Here is a 15,043-nt window from a genome sequence, read left to right as displayed (position 1 = left end):
TTATGGCGTGTGAATGGTGCCGTCTGGCAAGCGACTCTGCGTCCATTCATGCGGACGATAAACCACCGGATGTTTTTCCGCTAACGCTTGATCAAAGCTGACGCCAATACCTGATGCTTGTGGCGGATAAATATAGCCATTTTTAATCTCCGGCGCACCAGGGAAAACGGCATCGGTCAGCGTTGATCGCGGAATAAATTCCTGAATTGCTGCATTGTGCAGATGAATATTCAGATGCGTATTTACCGCCACGCCAATCGGCGTCATATCGCCCGGTCCGTGCCATGCCAGTCGCACGCCAAATGCCTGACACAGCGCTGCCAGTTTTAACGCTGGCGTAATGCCACCAATCTGCGAGACGTGACAACGAATAAAGTCGATGCGACGATTCACAATTAACTCGTGCCATTCTGCTGGATTATTAAATAATTCACCTAAGGCTAATGGCACCGCGCTCTGCTGACGCAGCTGCTCTAGCCAGCCGGTTTGCGCGGGAGGAAGCACATCTTCAAGAAAATAGGGCATATACGGCTCAAGCTGTTTCACCAGTTGAATTGCCTGCTGCGGGAATAAGCGCTCATGCACGTCATGCAGAATTTCGAAACGATGTCCGTATTTCTCTCTTAACGCACGGAACATCTCTACCGTATTTGCCATGTACTCTTGCTGCGAGTAATAAGCGCCTGAGGTGCTATTTTCCGGTGCGTTGAGTTCTTTGGGCGTTCCGCCGTAAAAACCCAGCTGACAGCGGATATGGCGATAGCCTTTCTCTAAGGCGTTATCGACCGAGGTATAAAGTTCGTCCAGTGTTTCACCGCTGGCGTGGGTGTAAGCCGCAATTGCATCGCGTGCCTTGCCGCCCCACAGTTGATAAAGAGGCATATTGGCTAACTGCGCCTTAATATCCCACAGCGCCATATCCACGCCCGAAATGGCATTGTTGGTTACCGGCCCGTTACGCCAATAAGCATTGACGTTCATCATCTGCCACAGGTCTTCAATATTGTTGGCATCGCGTCCCATTAATAGCGGCACCAGATACTCATCCACCATGGTTTTTACCGCTAAGGGACGCTGTTGAAAGGTGGCGCAGCCGTGACCGGTAATCCCTTTATTGGTGGTGACACGTACGGTAATAAGATTATGGCGATCGGGTCGGGTAATAAAACACTCAATACTTTCAATAATGGTTGGGGTCACGAGAAATACTCCTGTGGTGCAGTGACTGCACGCAATATCAAGGCATGTTGCTAAGCTATTTTTGCCGTATCATTACCGGGTTTTTATTGCGACGCAAACCCTTTTTTGGGCAATAAATATTGGTCAGTAAATCAGAGTTTTTATCGCTATAAAACAGACCAATTTACCAATTTATGGCTTAATGACCTTGATGCGGCAGGTTTTGTGATCGCAGTCATGATTTATTGGTTTGTTTTGTCTGGTGTCATTTATTACCATCCAGTGCAGATTTCATCAGGCTGTTTTTCTTCCCTCAGGAGCACGTATGGGAACGCAGGAAGTAATAAAAAATATAATCCACTTAGTGGGTGGGAAGAATAATATCAATAAAGTCTGGCATTGCATGACGCGTTTGCGCTTTGACCTTATTGATGACAATAAAGTTAACCAGAGCGAAATTAAAACCTTGCCCGGTGTGCTGGGCGCTCAAATGCAGAGCGAACAATTCCAGATTATTATCGGGCCGAAGGTGAATAGCTGGTATGAGCAAATCGTTCCGGTATTAAATAACGATGGAGTCCAGCCGGCGCAAAATGAGAAAACACGTAAAAGCCTGATATCGCTGTTTATGGATACCGTCTCGGGCGTATTTGGACCAATAGTTCCCGCCATTGCTGGCGCAGGGATGATCAAAGGCTTGCTGGCTGGATTAGTGGCGTTGCAGCTGGTCTCGGCCAAAAGCGACACTGTGATGGTGATTGATTTAATCGCCAGCGGCGTGTTCTATTTCCTGCCGTTCTTTTTAGCGGTCTCCGCCGCCAAAATTTTCAAAACCAACGAGTATTTAGCCGCGGCCGTGGCGGCTTGTTTAATGTATCCCTCTCTAATTGATGCGGCAAAAGCGCTGGCGGCGCATCAGGAGGGCGCAGTGAGCGCGTTTTGGCTGATGGGCGTGCTGCCAGTTTCAGTGTTTAATTATGCCTCCAGCGTTATCCCGGTCATTTTCTCTATCCTGGCGCTCAGCTATATCCACCGCTGGGTGGATCGCATTATGCCGGAAGTATTGAAAACCGTATTTACCCCAACCTTGACGCTGTTCCTCGCGGCATTGACCGCGCTAGTGGTGATTGGCCCGATGGGGATTTGGCTTGGCAAAGGTCTGGCGCTGTTTATTGAGGGCTTATTCAGTATCTCAGCGAGCTTTGCTGGCTTAATTGTCGGCGCCATTCGCCCGGTGGCGGTGCTAACCGGCATGCATCACGCGATGACACCGATCGCGCTACAGAACTTCAGCGATCGCGGTTATGACATGTTGATGCCGATGATGTTTATGGCAAACATGTCGATTGCCGGAGCAACCTTCGCTATCTGGAAATTGAGTAAAAATCGTCAGGACAAAGTGGTCACGCTTTCAGCCGCGATTTCAGCGTTATTAGGCATCACAGAACCGGCGCTGTTTGGCGTATTAACGCGCTACAAAAAAGCCTTTATTGCGGCAACGGTTTCCAGTGCGCTTGCTTCAGCCTTTATCGGTTTCTTTGGCGTGCGTTTATATGGCTACATTCTTTCGAGTATATTCAGTCTGCCAGCCTATATTGGCCCGTACTTTATCTGGGCCGTTTCCGGCGTCGCCATTGCGCTTATCATGTCATTTAGTCTGACGTTGATTTTGGTGGGAAAGGAACCTGATTTAGTCGCACAGCCCGAGAATAAGTAATGTAGGGTCGCCATTTATGGCGACCGATTTACACTTAGCTCACACTCGCCACCAGCCAGCTTTCCAGCTGGCTCAATTCATTAAACTGCTCTGGATATTCCGTTTTCAACTGCGTTAATTGCGCCAACATGGTTTCAGGTCGATATACCGCGCCTTGCAGACGTAACGCCAGCGCTTCTAATGGTGAAGGGTTCAGGCTATCGGTGAAAATCTGGCAGCGAGAAATCACGCCGCGCTCCACATCTAAATAGATCTCTACGCCGCCCCAGACAAAGCGCTCATTCAACTGATGCGAGAAATCCGGTGCGTTACCAAAATTCCATTCCCAGCTGCTTAGCCGCGCAAACTGCTCTTCAAAACCGGGCAAATCAGGCAGTGCGGCGGGGGAGATATGCTCCGGTTCGCACTCTTCCTGATAGTAAGCAAAATACGCGGCAATCACCTCACGGCAGATTGCGTCAAAGCTGATGCCCGGCACCAAATCGGCAATGTTGGCCACGCGCGAACGCACCGAGGTAATGCCTTTCGCCTGTAATTTTTTAATGTCTGGATTGAGGTAATCGGCGAGACGTGAAAGGTCGGCATCCATCAAAAAAGTGCCGTGATGAAAACCGCGATCCGGCGTTTCACGATAGGCAGATCCGGAAATCTTGCGCACTTCGCCATCCACGTTCACCACGATATCGTTGCGACCCGAGGCTTCAGCTGGAATGCCGAGCTGTTCCAGCGCGCGCAGGATAATCGCAGTGGAGACCGATTTATCGTATTCCGGTTTGCCAGCCATAAAGGTGAAGCAGCAGTTACCCAAATCGTGAAACACCGCGCCGCCACCGCTGCTGCGTCGTGCCAGCTTGATGCCGTCTTCCGCCATCCGCCGCGTATTGCACTCTTTCCACGGATTCTGTGCGCGGCCGATCACCACTGTTTCGGCGTTCTGCCAAAGAAACAGCACGCGCTGCGTTGTCGGCATCTGGCGGAAAATACACTCTTCTACCGCGAGGTTGAACCAGGGATCGTGTGAGTCAGAAATCAGCAAACGCAGGGTGGACATGATTTTTCGGTTCCGTGAGAAAGGGCAAATCGGGATAGAGTACGCTTAAGCTAATCGAAAGATAAGAAACAGCGGCGCATTTCATTTCAGTAAAAAAATGATTTAACCGCTAGACGACTGGTCTATTAGCTGTTACTTTGAATTCAAGCGCTAGACGACTGGTCTAGTTTAGATGTTTAAATCCAGCAAGCAGGAGATTGATGATGAAGATTCTTATGGTTTTAACCTCACACGACCAATTGGGTGACACCGGACGTAAAACCGGTTTCTGGCTGGAAGAGCTGGCCGCGCCTTACTACACATTCAAAGATGCTGGCGCTGAAATCACGCTGGCGTCACCGAAAGGAGGCAATCCGCCGTTAGATCCTAAAAGCAATGAGCCCGATTTCCAGACCGAGCAAACGCATCGTTTTGAAGCGGATGCCGCAGCAACCGCGCAACTCGCCTCTACTGTACGTCTCGACAGCGTATCGCCAGCCGATTTCGACGCGGTGTTTTACCCAGGCGGCCACGGCCCATTGTGGGATTTAGCAGAAGATCAGCACTCCATCGCGCTGATCGAAGGTTTCCTGGCCGCAAATAAGCACGTTGCGCTGGTGTGTCATGCGCCGGGCGTGCTGCGTCACGTCAAAACGCCGGAAGGAAAACCGCTGGTCGAAGGCCGTAAAGTCACCGGCTTTACCAATAGCGAAGAGGAAGCGGTCGGCCTGACCCAGGTGGTGCCTTTCCTGGTGGAAGACGAGCTGATTGCGAAGGGCGGTCTGTATTCGAAAGGCGCGGACTGGAGTTCTTATGTGGTCAGCGATGGTTTGCTGATTACCGGACAAAACCCAACCTCGTCAGCAGAGACGGCGCAACAGTTGATCAAGCAACTGGCGCAATAAACGCATCGGGAGGTGAGCCGCTGTTCGCCTCCTTTGTTTTGCATCGTGAAAATTGTGGAGAGAAAAATAATGTTTAAAAAGTCATTAACCACGTTAGCGTTAGGCGCAGTGCTGTCGGTGTATGCGCAGGCGTCATTGGCTGAGCCGGTGAAAAACATTGTGCTGGTTCACGGTGCGTTTGTGGATGGCTCGGGCTGGAATCCGGTGGCGCGCATTCTCGATAAAGCCGGTTACAAAGTGTCGATTGTGCAGGAGCCGCAAACTTCGCTGGCTGATGATGCGGCAGCCACCCGACGCGTTCTTGCATTGCAGCAGGGCAAATCACTGCTGGTCGGACACAGTTATGGCGGCATGATTATCAGCGATGCGGGTAACGATCCGTCGGTTGCTGGCCTGGTGTACATTGCCGCGTTCCAGCCGGAGCAAGGGGAATCGCTGTTGAGTCTGGCGAAAAAATATCCGCCCGCCGCGCAATCCATCGCTGAAACGACCGACCATTATCTCTATTTGGAACCGGAAAAATTCCACGCTGATTTCGCCGCCGATTTGCCCGTTAAAGAGACCGATTTGCTGGCGCGTTCTCAGGTGATGCCTGCTGTCGCGGCCTTTGCTGCACCGGCCGGTGCGCCAGCGTGGAAAAACAAACCCAGCTGGGCGGTGGTAGCAACTGAAGATCGCGCGATCAATCCGCAGCTGGAACGCTTTATGGCGCAACGTGCGCATAGCAGCGTGACGGAGTTGAAAGGGAATCATGCGATTTATGCTTCACAGCCGAAAGAAATTGCGGCCGTGATCGAGAAAGCGGCACGCAGCTTATCGCAGTAGTAAACGCATGTTCAGTGCATAGACGACTGGTCTAGTATTTGGTAATCTAACGCTATGACTACTTCATCCCAATTGCATAGCAATGAAATCCGCGATCACATCCTTGCCACTGGCCAACGCATTATGGCCGGCAAGGGTTTTTCGGCTGTCGGATTAAATGAAATCCTCACCGATGCCGGTGTGCCAAAAGGCTCGTTCTATCACTACTTCAGCTCGAAAGAGGCTTTTGGGGTGGATATGCTGGCGCGCTATTTCGATGATTATCTGGCTGAGCTTGATGCGACGTTGAGTCAGCCGGGCCTGACGATGGCGCAGCGGCTGATGAATTACTGGCAGCTGTGGCGTGAATCGCAATCGTTCTCCGATTGTCAGGGCAAGTGTCTGGCAGTGAAGCTGGGCGCGGAAGTTGCCGATTTATCAGATAGTATGCGCAGCACGCTACAAACCGGAACAGCCGGCATTATCGCGCGACTGGCGGAAGCGTTAGAAGTGGGTGTTGAGGAAGGTTCGTTAGTTATCGATGATAAACCGAACCGTGTGGCGGAAAGCCTTTACCAGCTGTGGGTGGGCGCCAGCGTGATGGTGAAAATCGTGCGCAATACCGGCCCGTTTGATTCCGCCATGAGCATGACGCAAAAAATTACTCGTATTACCGCGTAGTAAAAAGGGCGACTCAACTGAGTCGCCCTTGATTTTGTCGGATCGCCATTGATGGCGACCAGGTGCGCATGAATGCGTACCCTACGAAAACCTCGCCAAATAACCGTAGGGTCGCCATTTATGGCGACCTCAAATCACAGAATCGATTTCGCCGTTTTAACCACATTTTCAACGGTGAAACCAAACTCTTTGAACAGCTGATCCGCAGGCGCTGACTCACCGAAGGTGGTCATGCCGACGATCGCACCGTTCAGGCCGGTGTATTTGAACCAGTAATCCGCGATACCCGCTTCAATCGCCACGCGAGCGGCAACCGCTTTCGGCAGCACGGATTCGCGGTACGCCGCGTCCTGTTTGTCGAAGGCGTCAGTGGATGGCATAGACACCACCCGCACCTTGCGGCCTTCCGCCGTCAGCTGTTCAAATGCAGCCACCGCCAGCTCCACTTCTGAACCGGTAGCGATCAGGATCAGCTCTGGCGTGCCATTGCTGTCCTTCAGCACGTAACCGCCGCGCGCCACATTAGCCAGCTGCTCAGCGCTGCGATCCTGCTGCGCCAGGTTCTGACGCGAGAAGATCAGCGCCGACGGGCCATCAACACGTTCGATAGCGTACTTCCACGCCACCGCTGACTCAACCTGGTCGCACGGGCGCCACAGGCTCATGTTAGGCGTCACGCGCAGGCTGGCCATCTGCTCAACCGGCTGGTGCGTCGGGCCATCTTCGCCCAGACCAATCGAGTCGTGGGTGTAGACCATGATCTGACGGATTTTCATCAGCGCGGCCATACGTGCGGCGTTGCGCGCGTACTCGACGAACATCAGGAAGGTGGCGGTGTACGGCAGGAAACCGCCGTGCAGCGCCAGGCCGTTAGCGATGGCGGTCATACCGAACTCGCGCACGCCGTAATGGATGTAGTTTCCCGCCGCGTCTTCATTGATCGGCTTCGAACCGGACCACATGGTGAGGTTGCTCGGTGCCAGGTCAGCAGAGCCGCCCAGATATTCCGGCAGGATTTTACCGAAGGCTTCGATGGCGTTCTGCGAGGCTTTACGGCTGGCAATTTTCGCCGGATTGGCCTGCAGCTGCTCGATAAATTTCTGCGACTCAGTTGCCCAGTTAGCTGGCAGCTCGTTGTTGACGCGACGTTTGAACTCCGCAGCCAGCTCAGGATGTGCAGCGGCATAGGCCGCAAACTTCTGGTCCCACGCGGACTCTTTCGCCTGGCCGGCTTCTTTGGCATCCCACTGCGCGTAGATATCTGAAGGGATTTCAAACGGACCGTGATTCCAGCCCAGCTGCTTACGGGTCAGCGCGATTTCATCGGCACCCAGCGGCGCGCCGTGCGAGTCGTGCGTACCGGCTTTGTTCGGCGAACCGAAGCCAATCACGGTTTTGCACATCAGCAGCGAAGGCTTGTCGGAAACCGCTTTGGCTTCTTCAACCGCTTTCTTAATCGCGTCTGCGTCGTGACCGTCCACGTCGCGCACCACGTGCCAGCCGTAGGCTTCAAAGCGTTTAGCGGTGTCGTCGGTGAACCAGCCGTCAACGTGACCGTCGATAGAGATGCCGTTGTCATCATAGAAGGCAACCAGTTTGCCCAGCTTAAGGGTACCGGCGATGGAGCAGACTTCGTGTGAGATGCCTTCCATCATGCAGCCGTCGCCCATAAACACGTAGGTGTTATGGTCTACGATGTCATGGCCCGGACGGTTGAACTGCGCCGCCAGCGTGCGCTCGGCAATAGCAAAACCGACTGCGTTCGCGATGCCCTGACCGAGCGGGCCGGTGGTGGTTTCAACGCCTGCGGTATAACCGTATTCCGGGTGGCCTGGAGTTTTAGAGTGCAGCTGGCGGAAATTTTTTAATTCGCTGAGCGGTAAATCGTAACCGCTCAGGTGCAGCAGGCTGTAAATCAGCATTGAGCCATGACCGTTCGATAAAACGAAGCGGTCGCGGTTAGCCCAGTTGGGATTGCGTGGATTGTGCTGCAAAAAGTCGAGCCACAAGACTTCAGCGATATCCGCCATGCCCATCGGGGCACCCGGATGTCCCGAATTGGCTTGTTGTACGCCATCCATACTCAAAGCGCGGATAGCGTTAGCTCTTTCCCGGCGTGTAGACATAAGGTTCTCCAGAGGTGCGACGTCGGCGCTTATTTAGCGTGAGATACTTGTTCGTAGTAACCGATCTTCTCAACTTTGGCGGTTGAGCCACCACCTTCAAACTCCGATGCCAGCCAGGCATTCACGATGTTCTTCGCCAGCTCAGGCCCGATGACGCGCGCGCCCATGGTCATGATCTGCGCATTGTTGCTCTTGCGAGCACGCTCGGCAGAGAAGGTGTCGTGACACTGCGCCGCGCGGACGCCTTCTACTTTATTGGCGACAATCGCCACACCGATACCGGTGCCGCACAGCAGAATACCGCGCTCAAATTCGTTCTTCTGGATGGCGGTGGCGAGCGCAAATGCCACATCCGGGTACATCGGACGGTCGTTCTGCGCGTCATTGGTGTAATCCGTCACCACATACTCTTTCTCTTCCAGCAGCTTTTTAATCACATTTTTCAATTCGATAGCCGCATCATCGGCGCCAATTGCGATAGTTTTCATCGTCGTTCTCCAGCAGGGTGTGCAATGACGCCTGCACGTTTGTTCAGCAGGCGAGAAGATGTTCATGGTTAGCCTGCCATAAATACAATCATATGTTCAATGGCTGTTCATATGAATTACCTTCAGGATCGCGCCTGAATTCCTCAGGAAACCCTGTCAAACCGCCTTTGCTGCGCTGGATGGGCGCAGTAATCCGATAAATTGACCAAAATCAAATCTCATGAAGCCGCTCACACTTTCACGTGTTGCAGTTGAGAGATGCACAATTATCCGTGTAGTGTTCATATGTTCGCATGACTATACCAATGTACAAGAAGACCCATCGAGGACTCGAACATGTGTCATTTACACCGTACCTCTCAGTACTCCTGCAGCCAGCGCCTCTTTGGCGATTGGTCAACACCACATAAAGAAATGATCACTCACGCACGTCGTGGAGGTGCGTTATGAACCAACAAACAATGACGGCGGTGGAGCAATCCACCATCAGAAAAATCTCCTGGCGCTTAGTGCCGTTCGTGGCGCTGATGTTCTTTATCAACTTTCTCGATCGCACCGCGATTTCGTTTGCCGGCCCCAACGGCATGACGCAAGACCTTGGCCTCACCGCGCTGCAGTTTGGCCTGGCGTCGGGCATTTTCTTTATTGGTTACATCCTGCTGGAAGTACCAAGCAACCTCGCGCTGCATAAGTTCGGCGCGCGTCGCTGGCTGGCGCGCATCATGATCAGCTGGGGCATTGTCTCGCTGCTGTTCACCTGGGTGAGCAGTGTGGAAGGCTTGTATACGCTGCGTCTGCTGCTGGGTATCGCCGAAGCCGGCTTCTTCCCTGGCGCGATTCTCTATCTCAGCATGTGGGTACCGGGACGTCATCGCAGCAAAATCCTGTCGCTGTTCTATCTTGCGCAGCCGCTGACGGTGGTGTTCGGTGCACCTTTAGCCGCGTCACTGATTCAGCAGCACGGCCTGTTTGGTATGGAAGGCTGGCGCGTGATGTTTATGGGTGTCTCAATTCCCGCGATTCTGATTGGTATCGTCGCACTGTTCTGGTTGGTGGATTCGCCGCGTCAGGCCAAGTGGCTGACCGCCGAAGAGAAAACCTGGCTGACCACCGAACTGGAAGCCGAGCATCAACAGAAGCAGGGCCATCAAAAACACAGCCTGCGTTCGGTGATGGGTAACGGCCGCGTGTGGATGCTATGCCTGATTTACTTCGGCTTTATCTATGGCCTGTATGCGCTGGCGTTCTTCCTGCCGACCATCATCGCGGGCTTCCAGCAACAATTTGGCACCACCTTTAACGTGATGCAGAAAGGGCTGATTACCGGCGTGCCGTACCTGATCGCGGCGGTGGTGATGTTCTTCTGGTCGAAAGATGCCACACGTCGCGGCTGCAAAACCTGGCACATCGCCATTCCGGCATTGGCAGGCGGCATCAGCGTGCCGCTGGCGCTGTATATGGATTCGCCGTTCACCACCATCATGGTGATAGCGATTACCGCCAGCTCCATCTTCGCCGCGCTGCCGAACTTCTGGACCTTACCGACGCAATTCCTGACCGGCGCATCTGCCGCCGCAGCCATTGCCTTGATCAACACCTTAGGAAACGTAGCGGGCTTCTCTGCGGGCTACATCACCGGCGCACTGCATGACGCCACCAACAGCTACGCCTTGCCGATGTTTGTGGTAGGTGGATTCATGCTGCTGTCAGCGTTCCTCATGCTGTTACTTAATCGCCGTCGCTCGCCGTCTCAGCCGACCTCTTTAGCTCAGGAGCATTAATATGACGTACCTGTTTAACCAACCTTCAGCCTTTGCCGCTGAGCTTATCGAAGGCTTTGTTGCCGCCAACGCCGATAAAGTCCGTCAGGTCGCCGGAGGCGTGGTGCGCAGCACCCGCAGCCAGCCGAATACGGTGGCGGTGATTGTGGGCGGCGGGTCCGGTCACTATCCGGCGTTCGCCGGGTTGGTTGGACAAGGTCTGGCGCACGGCGCGGCGATGGGCAACTTATTTGCATCGCCGTCGGCGCAGCAGATCTACAACGTGGCGCGTGCGGCCCATAACGGCGCGGGCGTATTGCTGATGTTCGGTAACTACGCTGGCGATGTGCTGCACTTCGGCCAGGCCTGCGAGCGTCTGCGCGCGGAAGGCATCGCTTGTGAAGTGCTGGCGGTAACCGACGATATCTCCAGCGCGGGTAAAGATGAGCTGGAGAAGCGTCGCGGTGTGGCAGGCGATCTGTGCGTGTTCAAAGCCGCCTGCGCCGCAGCTGAAGCGGGTCATGATTTATCACAAGTCCTGCAGCTGGCACAGCACGCGAATAACCGCACGCGTACATTTGGCGTGGCGTTTTCCGGTTGCAGCTTGCCGGGCGCCTCGCATCCACTGTTTGAAGTGGAAAAAGGGCGCATGGCGCTGGGCTTAGGAATTCACGGCGAGCCGGGGATCAAAGAGACCGACATGCCGAGTGCGGATGAGCTGGCCGAGATCTTCGTGGAGCGCTTGCTCAATGAACTGCCAGCCGATATCCCGCAGGCCGAAGGTCAGCGCGTGGCGGTGATCCTCAACGGGCTGGGCTCGGTGAAATATGAAGAGCTGTTTGTCGTCTATCGTCGCGTTGCGCAACTGCTGGAGGCGGCTAAGCTGCAGGTGGTTGAGCCGGACGTCGGTGAGTTTGTCACCAGCTTCAATATGGCCGGTGCGTCACTGACGCTGATGTGGCTGGACGATCAGCTGGAAACTTTGTGGCGTGCGCCGACCAATACGCCCGCTTACCGTAAAGGCAGCGTATTGGTGGCCGAGCCGTTAAGCGCCGCAGAATTGATTGAAAGCACGGAAGAAGCCTTGCCATCAGCTACAGCGGAATCGCAAGAGAGCGCGAAACGCGTACTGCAGCTGCTCGAAGCAGTGGCAGAAATGTTACAGCGTAACGCTGAGCGTCTTGGCGATATCGATGCGGTGGCCGGCGACGGCGATCACGGTATCGGCATGGAGCGCGGCGTGCTGGGCGCGGTTGAAAAGGCGCGTGAAGTTGCGGCGCGTGGTGCCGGTGCGGGCAGCTTGCTGTGCCGCGCGGCGGATGCGTGGGCAGATAAAGCCGGTGGTACGTCGGGCGCATTGTGGGGCGTGGCGCTTACCGCGTTGGGTACCGCGCTTGGCGATCGTCAGACGGCAGATGCGCAGCGCGTGGCCACCGGCGTACGTGAAGCGAAAGAAGGCATCATGCACTTTGGTAAAGCGCGCGTTGGCGATAAAACCATGGTTGATGTGCTGGTGCCGTTTAGCGACAGCCTCAACGAAGCGGTTACCGCTGGCGCGTCGTTAACCGACGCCTGGCTGCAGGCGGCGCAGGTGGCCGATAAAGCCGCGCAGGACACCGCGCAGCTGGTACCAAAAATGGGGCGCGCGCGTCCGCTGGCAGAAAAAAGCGTTGGCACGCCGGATGCCGGAGCGATTTCGCTGGCATTGATCGTCAATACCGTCGGCGATCTGCTAAAAGAACACAGTGCCTCTGAACAAGGAGCTTGAAGCATGTCTCAGCCAAAAATCTGGCTCGGCGTCAGTTTGAAAATGTACTTCGGTTATCAGCAAACCTTGCAATGGTGTCGCGATGTAGCGGCACTCGCCAACCACGCTGCGGTGAAAAACGGCGAAGTGGGCTTGTTTGTGTTACCGGCTTATCCGGCGATTCCGGCGGTTGCAGAGATCTTCGCTAACACACCAGTGCGCTTCGGCGGCCAGGATGTTTGCCAGGCGGAGAACGGCGCCTGGACTGGCGAAGTCAGCGCCAGCATGTTGCAGGAGTTGGGCTGCTCGTTGGCCGAAATTGGTCACGCTGAGCGCCGTCGTCATTTCCACGAAGATAAAGTGCAAATTGCCGCCAAAGTGGCGATGTCGCTGCGTCACGGCATCACGCCGGTGTTGTGCATCGGTGAAGAAGTGCAGGCAGAACCGCAGCAGGCGATCGCACTGTGCCAGCAGCAGTTGGCCGAAGCGCTAGCCGACTCGGCGCAGCAGGGCTTAAAGGGCGAAGTGTTCTTTGCCTATGAACCGCAGTGGGCGATTGGTGCGCCGCAACCGGCACCAGACAGCTACATCCGCGCAGTGTGCGCCGGGTTGCAGCAGCTCGCCACGCCGTCCGGCATCACTCTCAAAATCATCTACGGCGGCAGTGCCGGTCCGGGACTGATTCAGCGGCTTGGCGCGGACGTGAATGGCCTGTTCCTGGGACGCTTTGCCCACGATCCTAAAGCATTGGCACAAATTATTGATGAAGCCAGTGAGCTGGCTCAGGAGCTCGGTTGATGAGCCGTATCGGACTCAGTACCTACGCCTTTTTCTGGCGCATGTCGTCGAAAGTAGCAAACCCGCTGACACTGGAACAGATGCTGCAGCAGACCGCCGATCTCGATGTGTCGGTGTTTCAAATCTGCGACTATCCGGCGATTGAAACCTGGTCTGACGCACAACTGTTGACGCTACGTCAGCAGGCCGATGCGCTCGGCATCACGCTGGAACTCGGCACGCGCGGCCTTGGCACAGAGCATCTGCGTCGTTATCTGCATATGGCGGAAATCCTCGATGCGCGCGTAATACGCTCGATGTTCTACACCGCCGATCACCGTCCTTCGCTCGACGAAGCTGCCGCGCTGATTGGCGCGGTATTGCCGGATTTTGCCCGCCAGCAGGTGCGTCTCTGTCTGGAGACATACGAGCAGGTGAACAGCGGCGCGATGATGTCGGTGATCAACAAGTTCCTGTCGCCGTGGCTCGGCGTGTGTCTCGATCCCGCCAACTGTGTCGCCGGACTCGAATTGCCAGAGCAGGTGATTGCCAACACCGCCGCGCGCGTCGGCAATCTGCACATCAAAGACTTTGCCTTCACCCGTCGTGATGGCTGGGTTGGCTTTACCTTTGCCGGTTGCCCGATGGGCGAAGGCTTGCTCGATTACGACCGGATGATCGCTAGCGTGCGCCCGGCGGATAAAGGCATTAACCAAATCGTCGAACATTGGTTGCCGTGGCAGGACGATGCCGCGCTGACCTGCGAGCGAGAAGCCGAATGGACTCGCCGCACCGTTGAATTCTTACGTAGTAAACAAGATCAGGAGTAACAACATGAGCGTGCAACTTAAAACCATCACCGTGATTGGCGCGGGCGGCAAAATGGGTATGCGTATTTCTGCCAACTTCCAGAAAAGCGATTATCAGGTGTTTTACTGTGAGAACTCACCTAAGGCGCAAGAGCAGGTAAGCGCGCAGGGGCGCGAACTCTCTGATGCGGCCTCCGTGGTGCCATTGAGCGACGTGGTGATTCTGGCGGTGCCGGATATCGTGCTGGGCAAAGTCTCTGAAGGCGTGGTGCCACAGATGAAAGCGGGCGCGATTCTGCTGACGCTGGACCCCGCAGCGGCCTACGCCAATCTGATCGCCCATCGCGATGGCATTGAATACGCGGTGGCGCATCCTTGCCATCCGTCGGTCTTCCTTGAGCGTTACACCAAAGAAGAACATGCCGATGCCTTCGGCGGTATCGCGGCGGTTCAGCACGTGGCGGCTTCGTATGAAACCGGTTCAGATGAGCAGAAAGCCGAGTTGAGCAAGGTGATCAGCGTGATGTACGGGCCGGTGGAGCAAGTACATTGGGTTACCGTGACGCAACTGGCGTATCTGGAACCCACGCTGGTGGAAACCGTGGCCTGCATGGTCGGCGCGTTTATGAAAGAAGCGCTGGATGAAACCGTGAAACACAGTGGCGTACCGGAAGAAGCGGCCAAAGCGATGTTGTATGGCCATATTCAAATCGCGCTGGCCGTGGCGTTCCGCGCAACTAACCCGTTCTCGGATGCTTGCATGATCGCCATGGAGTACGGCCGTGAGAAGATTGTGAAACCTGACTGGAAACAGATCTTCGATCAGAAAGAGCTGGATATCGTGATTGCCCGTATGCTGAAAATCGACGCCATCAAGCGCTAAGCGTGATGCTCGATCGACTCGCGGCGCTGTTGTCTGGCGAAGCGAGTCGTATCAATGATATAACTCCTTCCCAAAATCCCTGGTCGCCATAAATGGCGACCCTACAACGATCCGCTTGCGCCCGTGCGCACGATTCC

General features: G+C 54.9%; 13 protein-coding genes. 9 read left to right on the top strand and 4 right to left on the bottom strand.

All coding sequences use genetic code 11. The features are described 5' to 3' along the window. Positions 1-1,200, bottom strand: coding sequence for an enolase C-terminal domain-like protein (locus BM323_RS00210; protein ID WP_008105875.1), 1,200 nt, complete (start codon positions 1,198-1,200; stop codon positions 1-3). 304 nt (positions 1,201-1,504) lie between these two features. Here BM323_RS00210 and BM323_RS00205 point away from each other — a divergent pair, with 304 nt between their 5' ends. Then, positions 1,505-2,896 carry a PTS transporter subunit EIIC gene (locus BM323_RS00205; protein ID WP_008105877.1) on the top strand — a complete coding sequence of 464 codons (1,392 nt, stop codon included), beginning with the start codon at positions 1,505-1,507 and terminating at the stop codon, positions 2,894-2,896. 34 nt (positions 2,897-2,930) lie between these two features. On the opposite strand, the gene BM323_RS00200 is transcribed toward BM323_RS00205, so the two are convergent. After that, positions 2,931-3,947: a lipoate--protein ligase A gene (locus tag BM323_RS00200; RefSeq protein WP_008105879.1), complete on the bottom strand. Its 1,017-nt coding sequence runs from the start codon at positions 3,945-3,947 to the stop codon at positions 2,931-2,933. A gap of 203 nt (positions 3,948-4,150) precedes the next feature. Here BM323_RS00200 and BM323_RS00195 point away from each other — a divergent pair, with 203 nt between their 5' ends. From BM323_RS00195 to BM323_RS00185, 3 genes are all read left to right on the top strand, one after another. Further along, complete coding sequence (locus tag BM323_RS00195; protein WP_008105881.1) at positions 4,151-4,831, top strand: type 1 glutamine amidotransferase domain-containing protein; 681 nt, start codon at positions 4,151-4,153, stop codon at positions 4,829-4,831. 69 nt (positions 4,832-4,900) lie between these two features. Then, entirely contained in the window at positions 4,901-5,656 is a 756-nt protein-coding gene (locus BM323_RS00190) for an alpha/beta fold hydrolase (protein ID WP_008105882.1), read from the top strand. A 54-nt stretch (positions 5,657-5,710) separates the two neighbouring features. Then, a complete protein-coding gene (locus tag BM323_RS00185; protein ID WP_008105884.1) occupies positions 5,711-6,316 on the top strand; it encodes a TetR/AcrR family transcriptional regulator in 606 nt (201 codons plus the stop codon). A 134-nt stretch (positions 6,317-6,450) separates the two neighbouring features. Here the strand turns inward: BM323_RS00185 and tkt are convergent, their stop codons facing one another. Continuing rightward, positions 6,451-8,442 (bottom strand): transketolase, encoded by a 1,992-nt coding sequence (tkt, locus tag BM323_RS00180; protein WP_091003153.1) that lies wholly within the window; start codon positions 8,440-8,442, stop codon positions 6,451-6,453. Positions 8,443-8,471: 29 nt separating this feature from the next. Next, on the bottom strand, positions 8,472-8,930 hold the full coding sequence (locus tag BM323_RS00175; RefSeq protein WP_008104031.1) for an RpiB/LacA/LacB family sugar-phosphate isomerase: 459 nt from the start codon (positions 8,928-8,930) through the stop codon (positions 8,472-8,474). Positions 8,931-9,376: 446 nt separating this feature from the next. Between BM323_RS00175 and BM323_RS00170 the strand changes: the two genes are divergently transcribed. From BM323_RS00170 to BM323_RS00150, 5 genes are read left to right on the top strand one after another with little or no spacing between them, the layout of a single operon-like run. Then, positions 9,377-10,711, top strand: a complete 1,335-nt coding sequence (locus BM323_RS00170; RefSeq protein ID WP_008104032.1) for an MFS transporter — start codon at positions 9,377-9,379, stop codon at positions 10,709-10,711. Position 10,712: 1 nt separating this feature from the next. Next, complete coding sequence (locus tag BM323_RS00165; RefSeq protein ID WP_008104034.1) at positions 10,713-12,458, top strand: dihydroxyacetone kinase family protein; 1,746 nt, start codon at positions 10,713-10,715, stop codon at positions 12,456-12,458. 3 nt (positions 12,459-12,461) lie between these two features. Then, a complete protein-coding gene (locus tag BM323_RS00160; RefSeq protein ID WP_008104037.1) occupies positions 12,462-13,235 on the top strand; it encodes a triose-phosphate isomerase family protein in 774 nt (257 codons plus the stop codon). Continuing rightward, positions 13,235-14,044 (top strand): sugar phosphate isomerase/epimerase family protein, encoded by an 810-nt coding sequence (locus tag BM323_RS00155; RefSeq protein WP_008104039.1) that lies wholly within the window; start codon positions 13,235-13,237, stop codon positions 14,042-14,044. The genes BM323_RS00160 and BM323_RS00155 overlap by 1 nt, the downstream gene beginning before the upstream one ends. A 4-nt stretch (positions 14,045-14,048) precedes the next feature. Next, positions 14,049-14,906, top strand: a complete 858-nt coding sequence (locus BM323_RS00150; RefSeq protein ID WP_008104041.1) for a phosphogluconate dehydrogenase C-terminal domain-containing protein — start codon at positions 14,049-14,051, stop codon at positions 14,904-14,906. Positions 14,907-15,043: the final 137 nt, after the last annotated feature.

Source organism: Pantoea sp. YR525, from assembly GCF_900116775.1.
Taxonomy (GTDB): domain Bacteria; phylum Pseudomonadota; class Gammaproteobacteria; order Enterobacterales; family Enterobacteriaceae; genus Pantoea; species Pantoea symbiotica.
The sequence above is the reverse complement of the archived record's forward strand: the minus strand, read 5'-3'. Positions and strand labels throughout refer to the sequence as shown.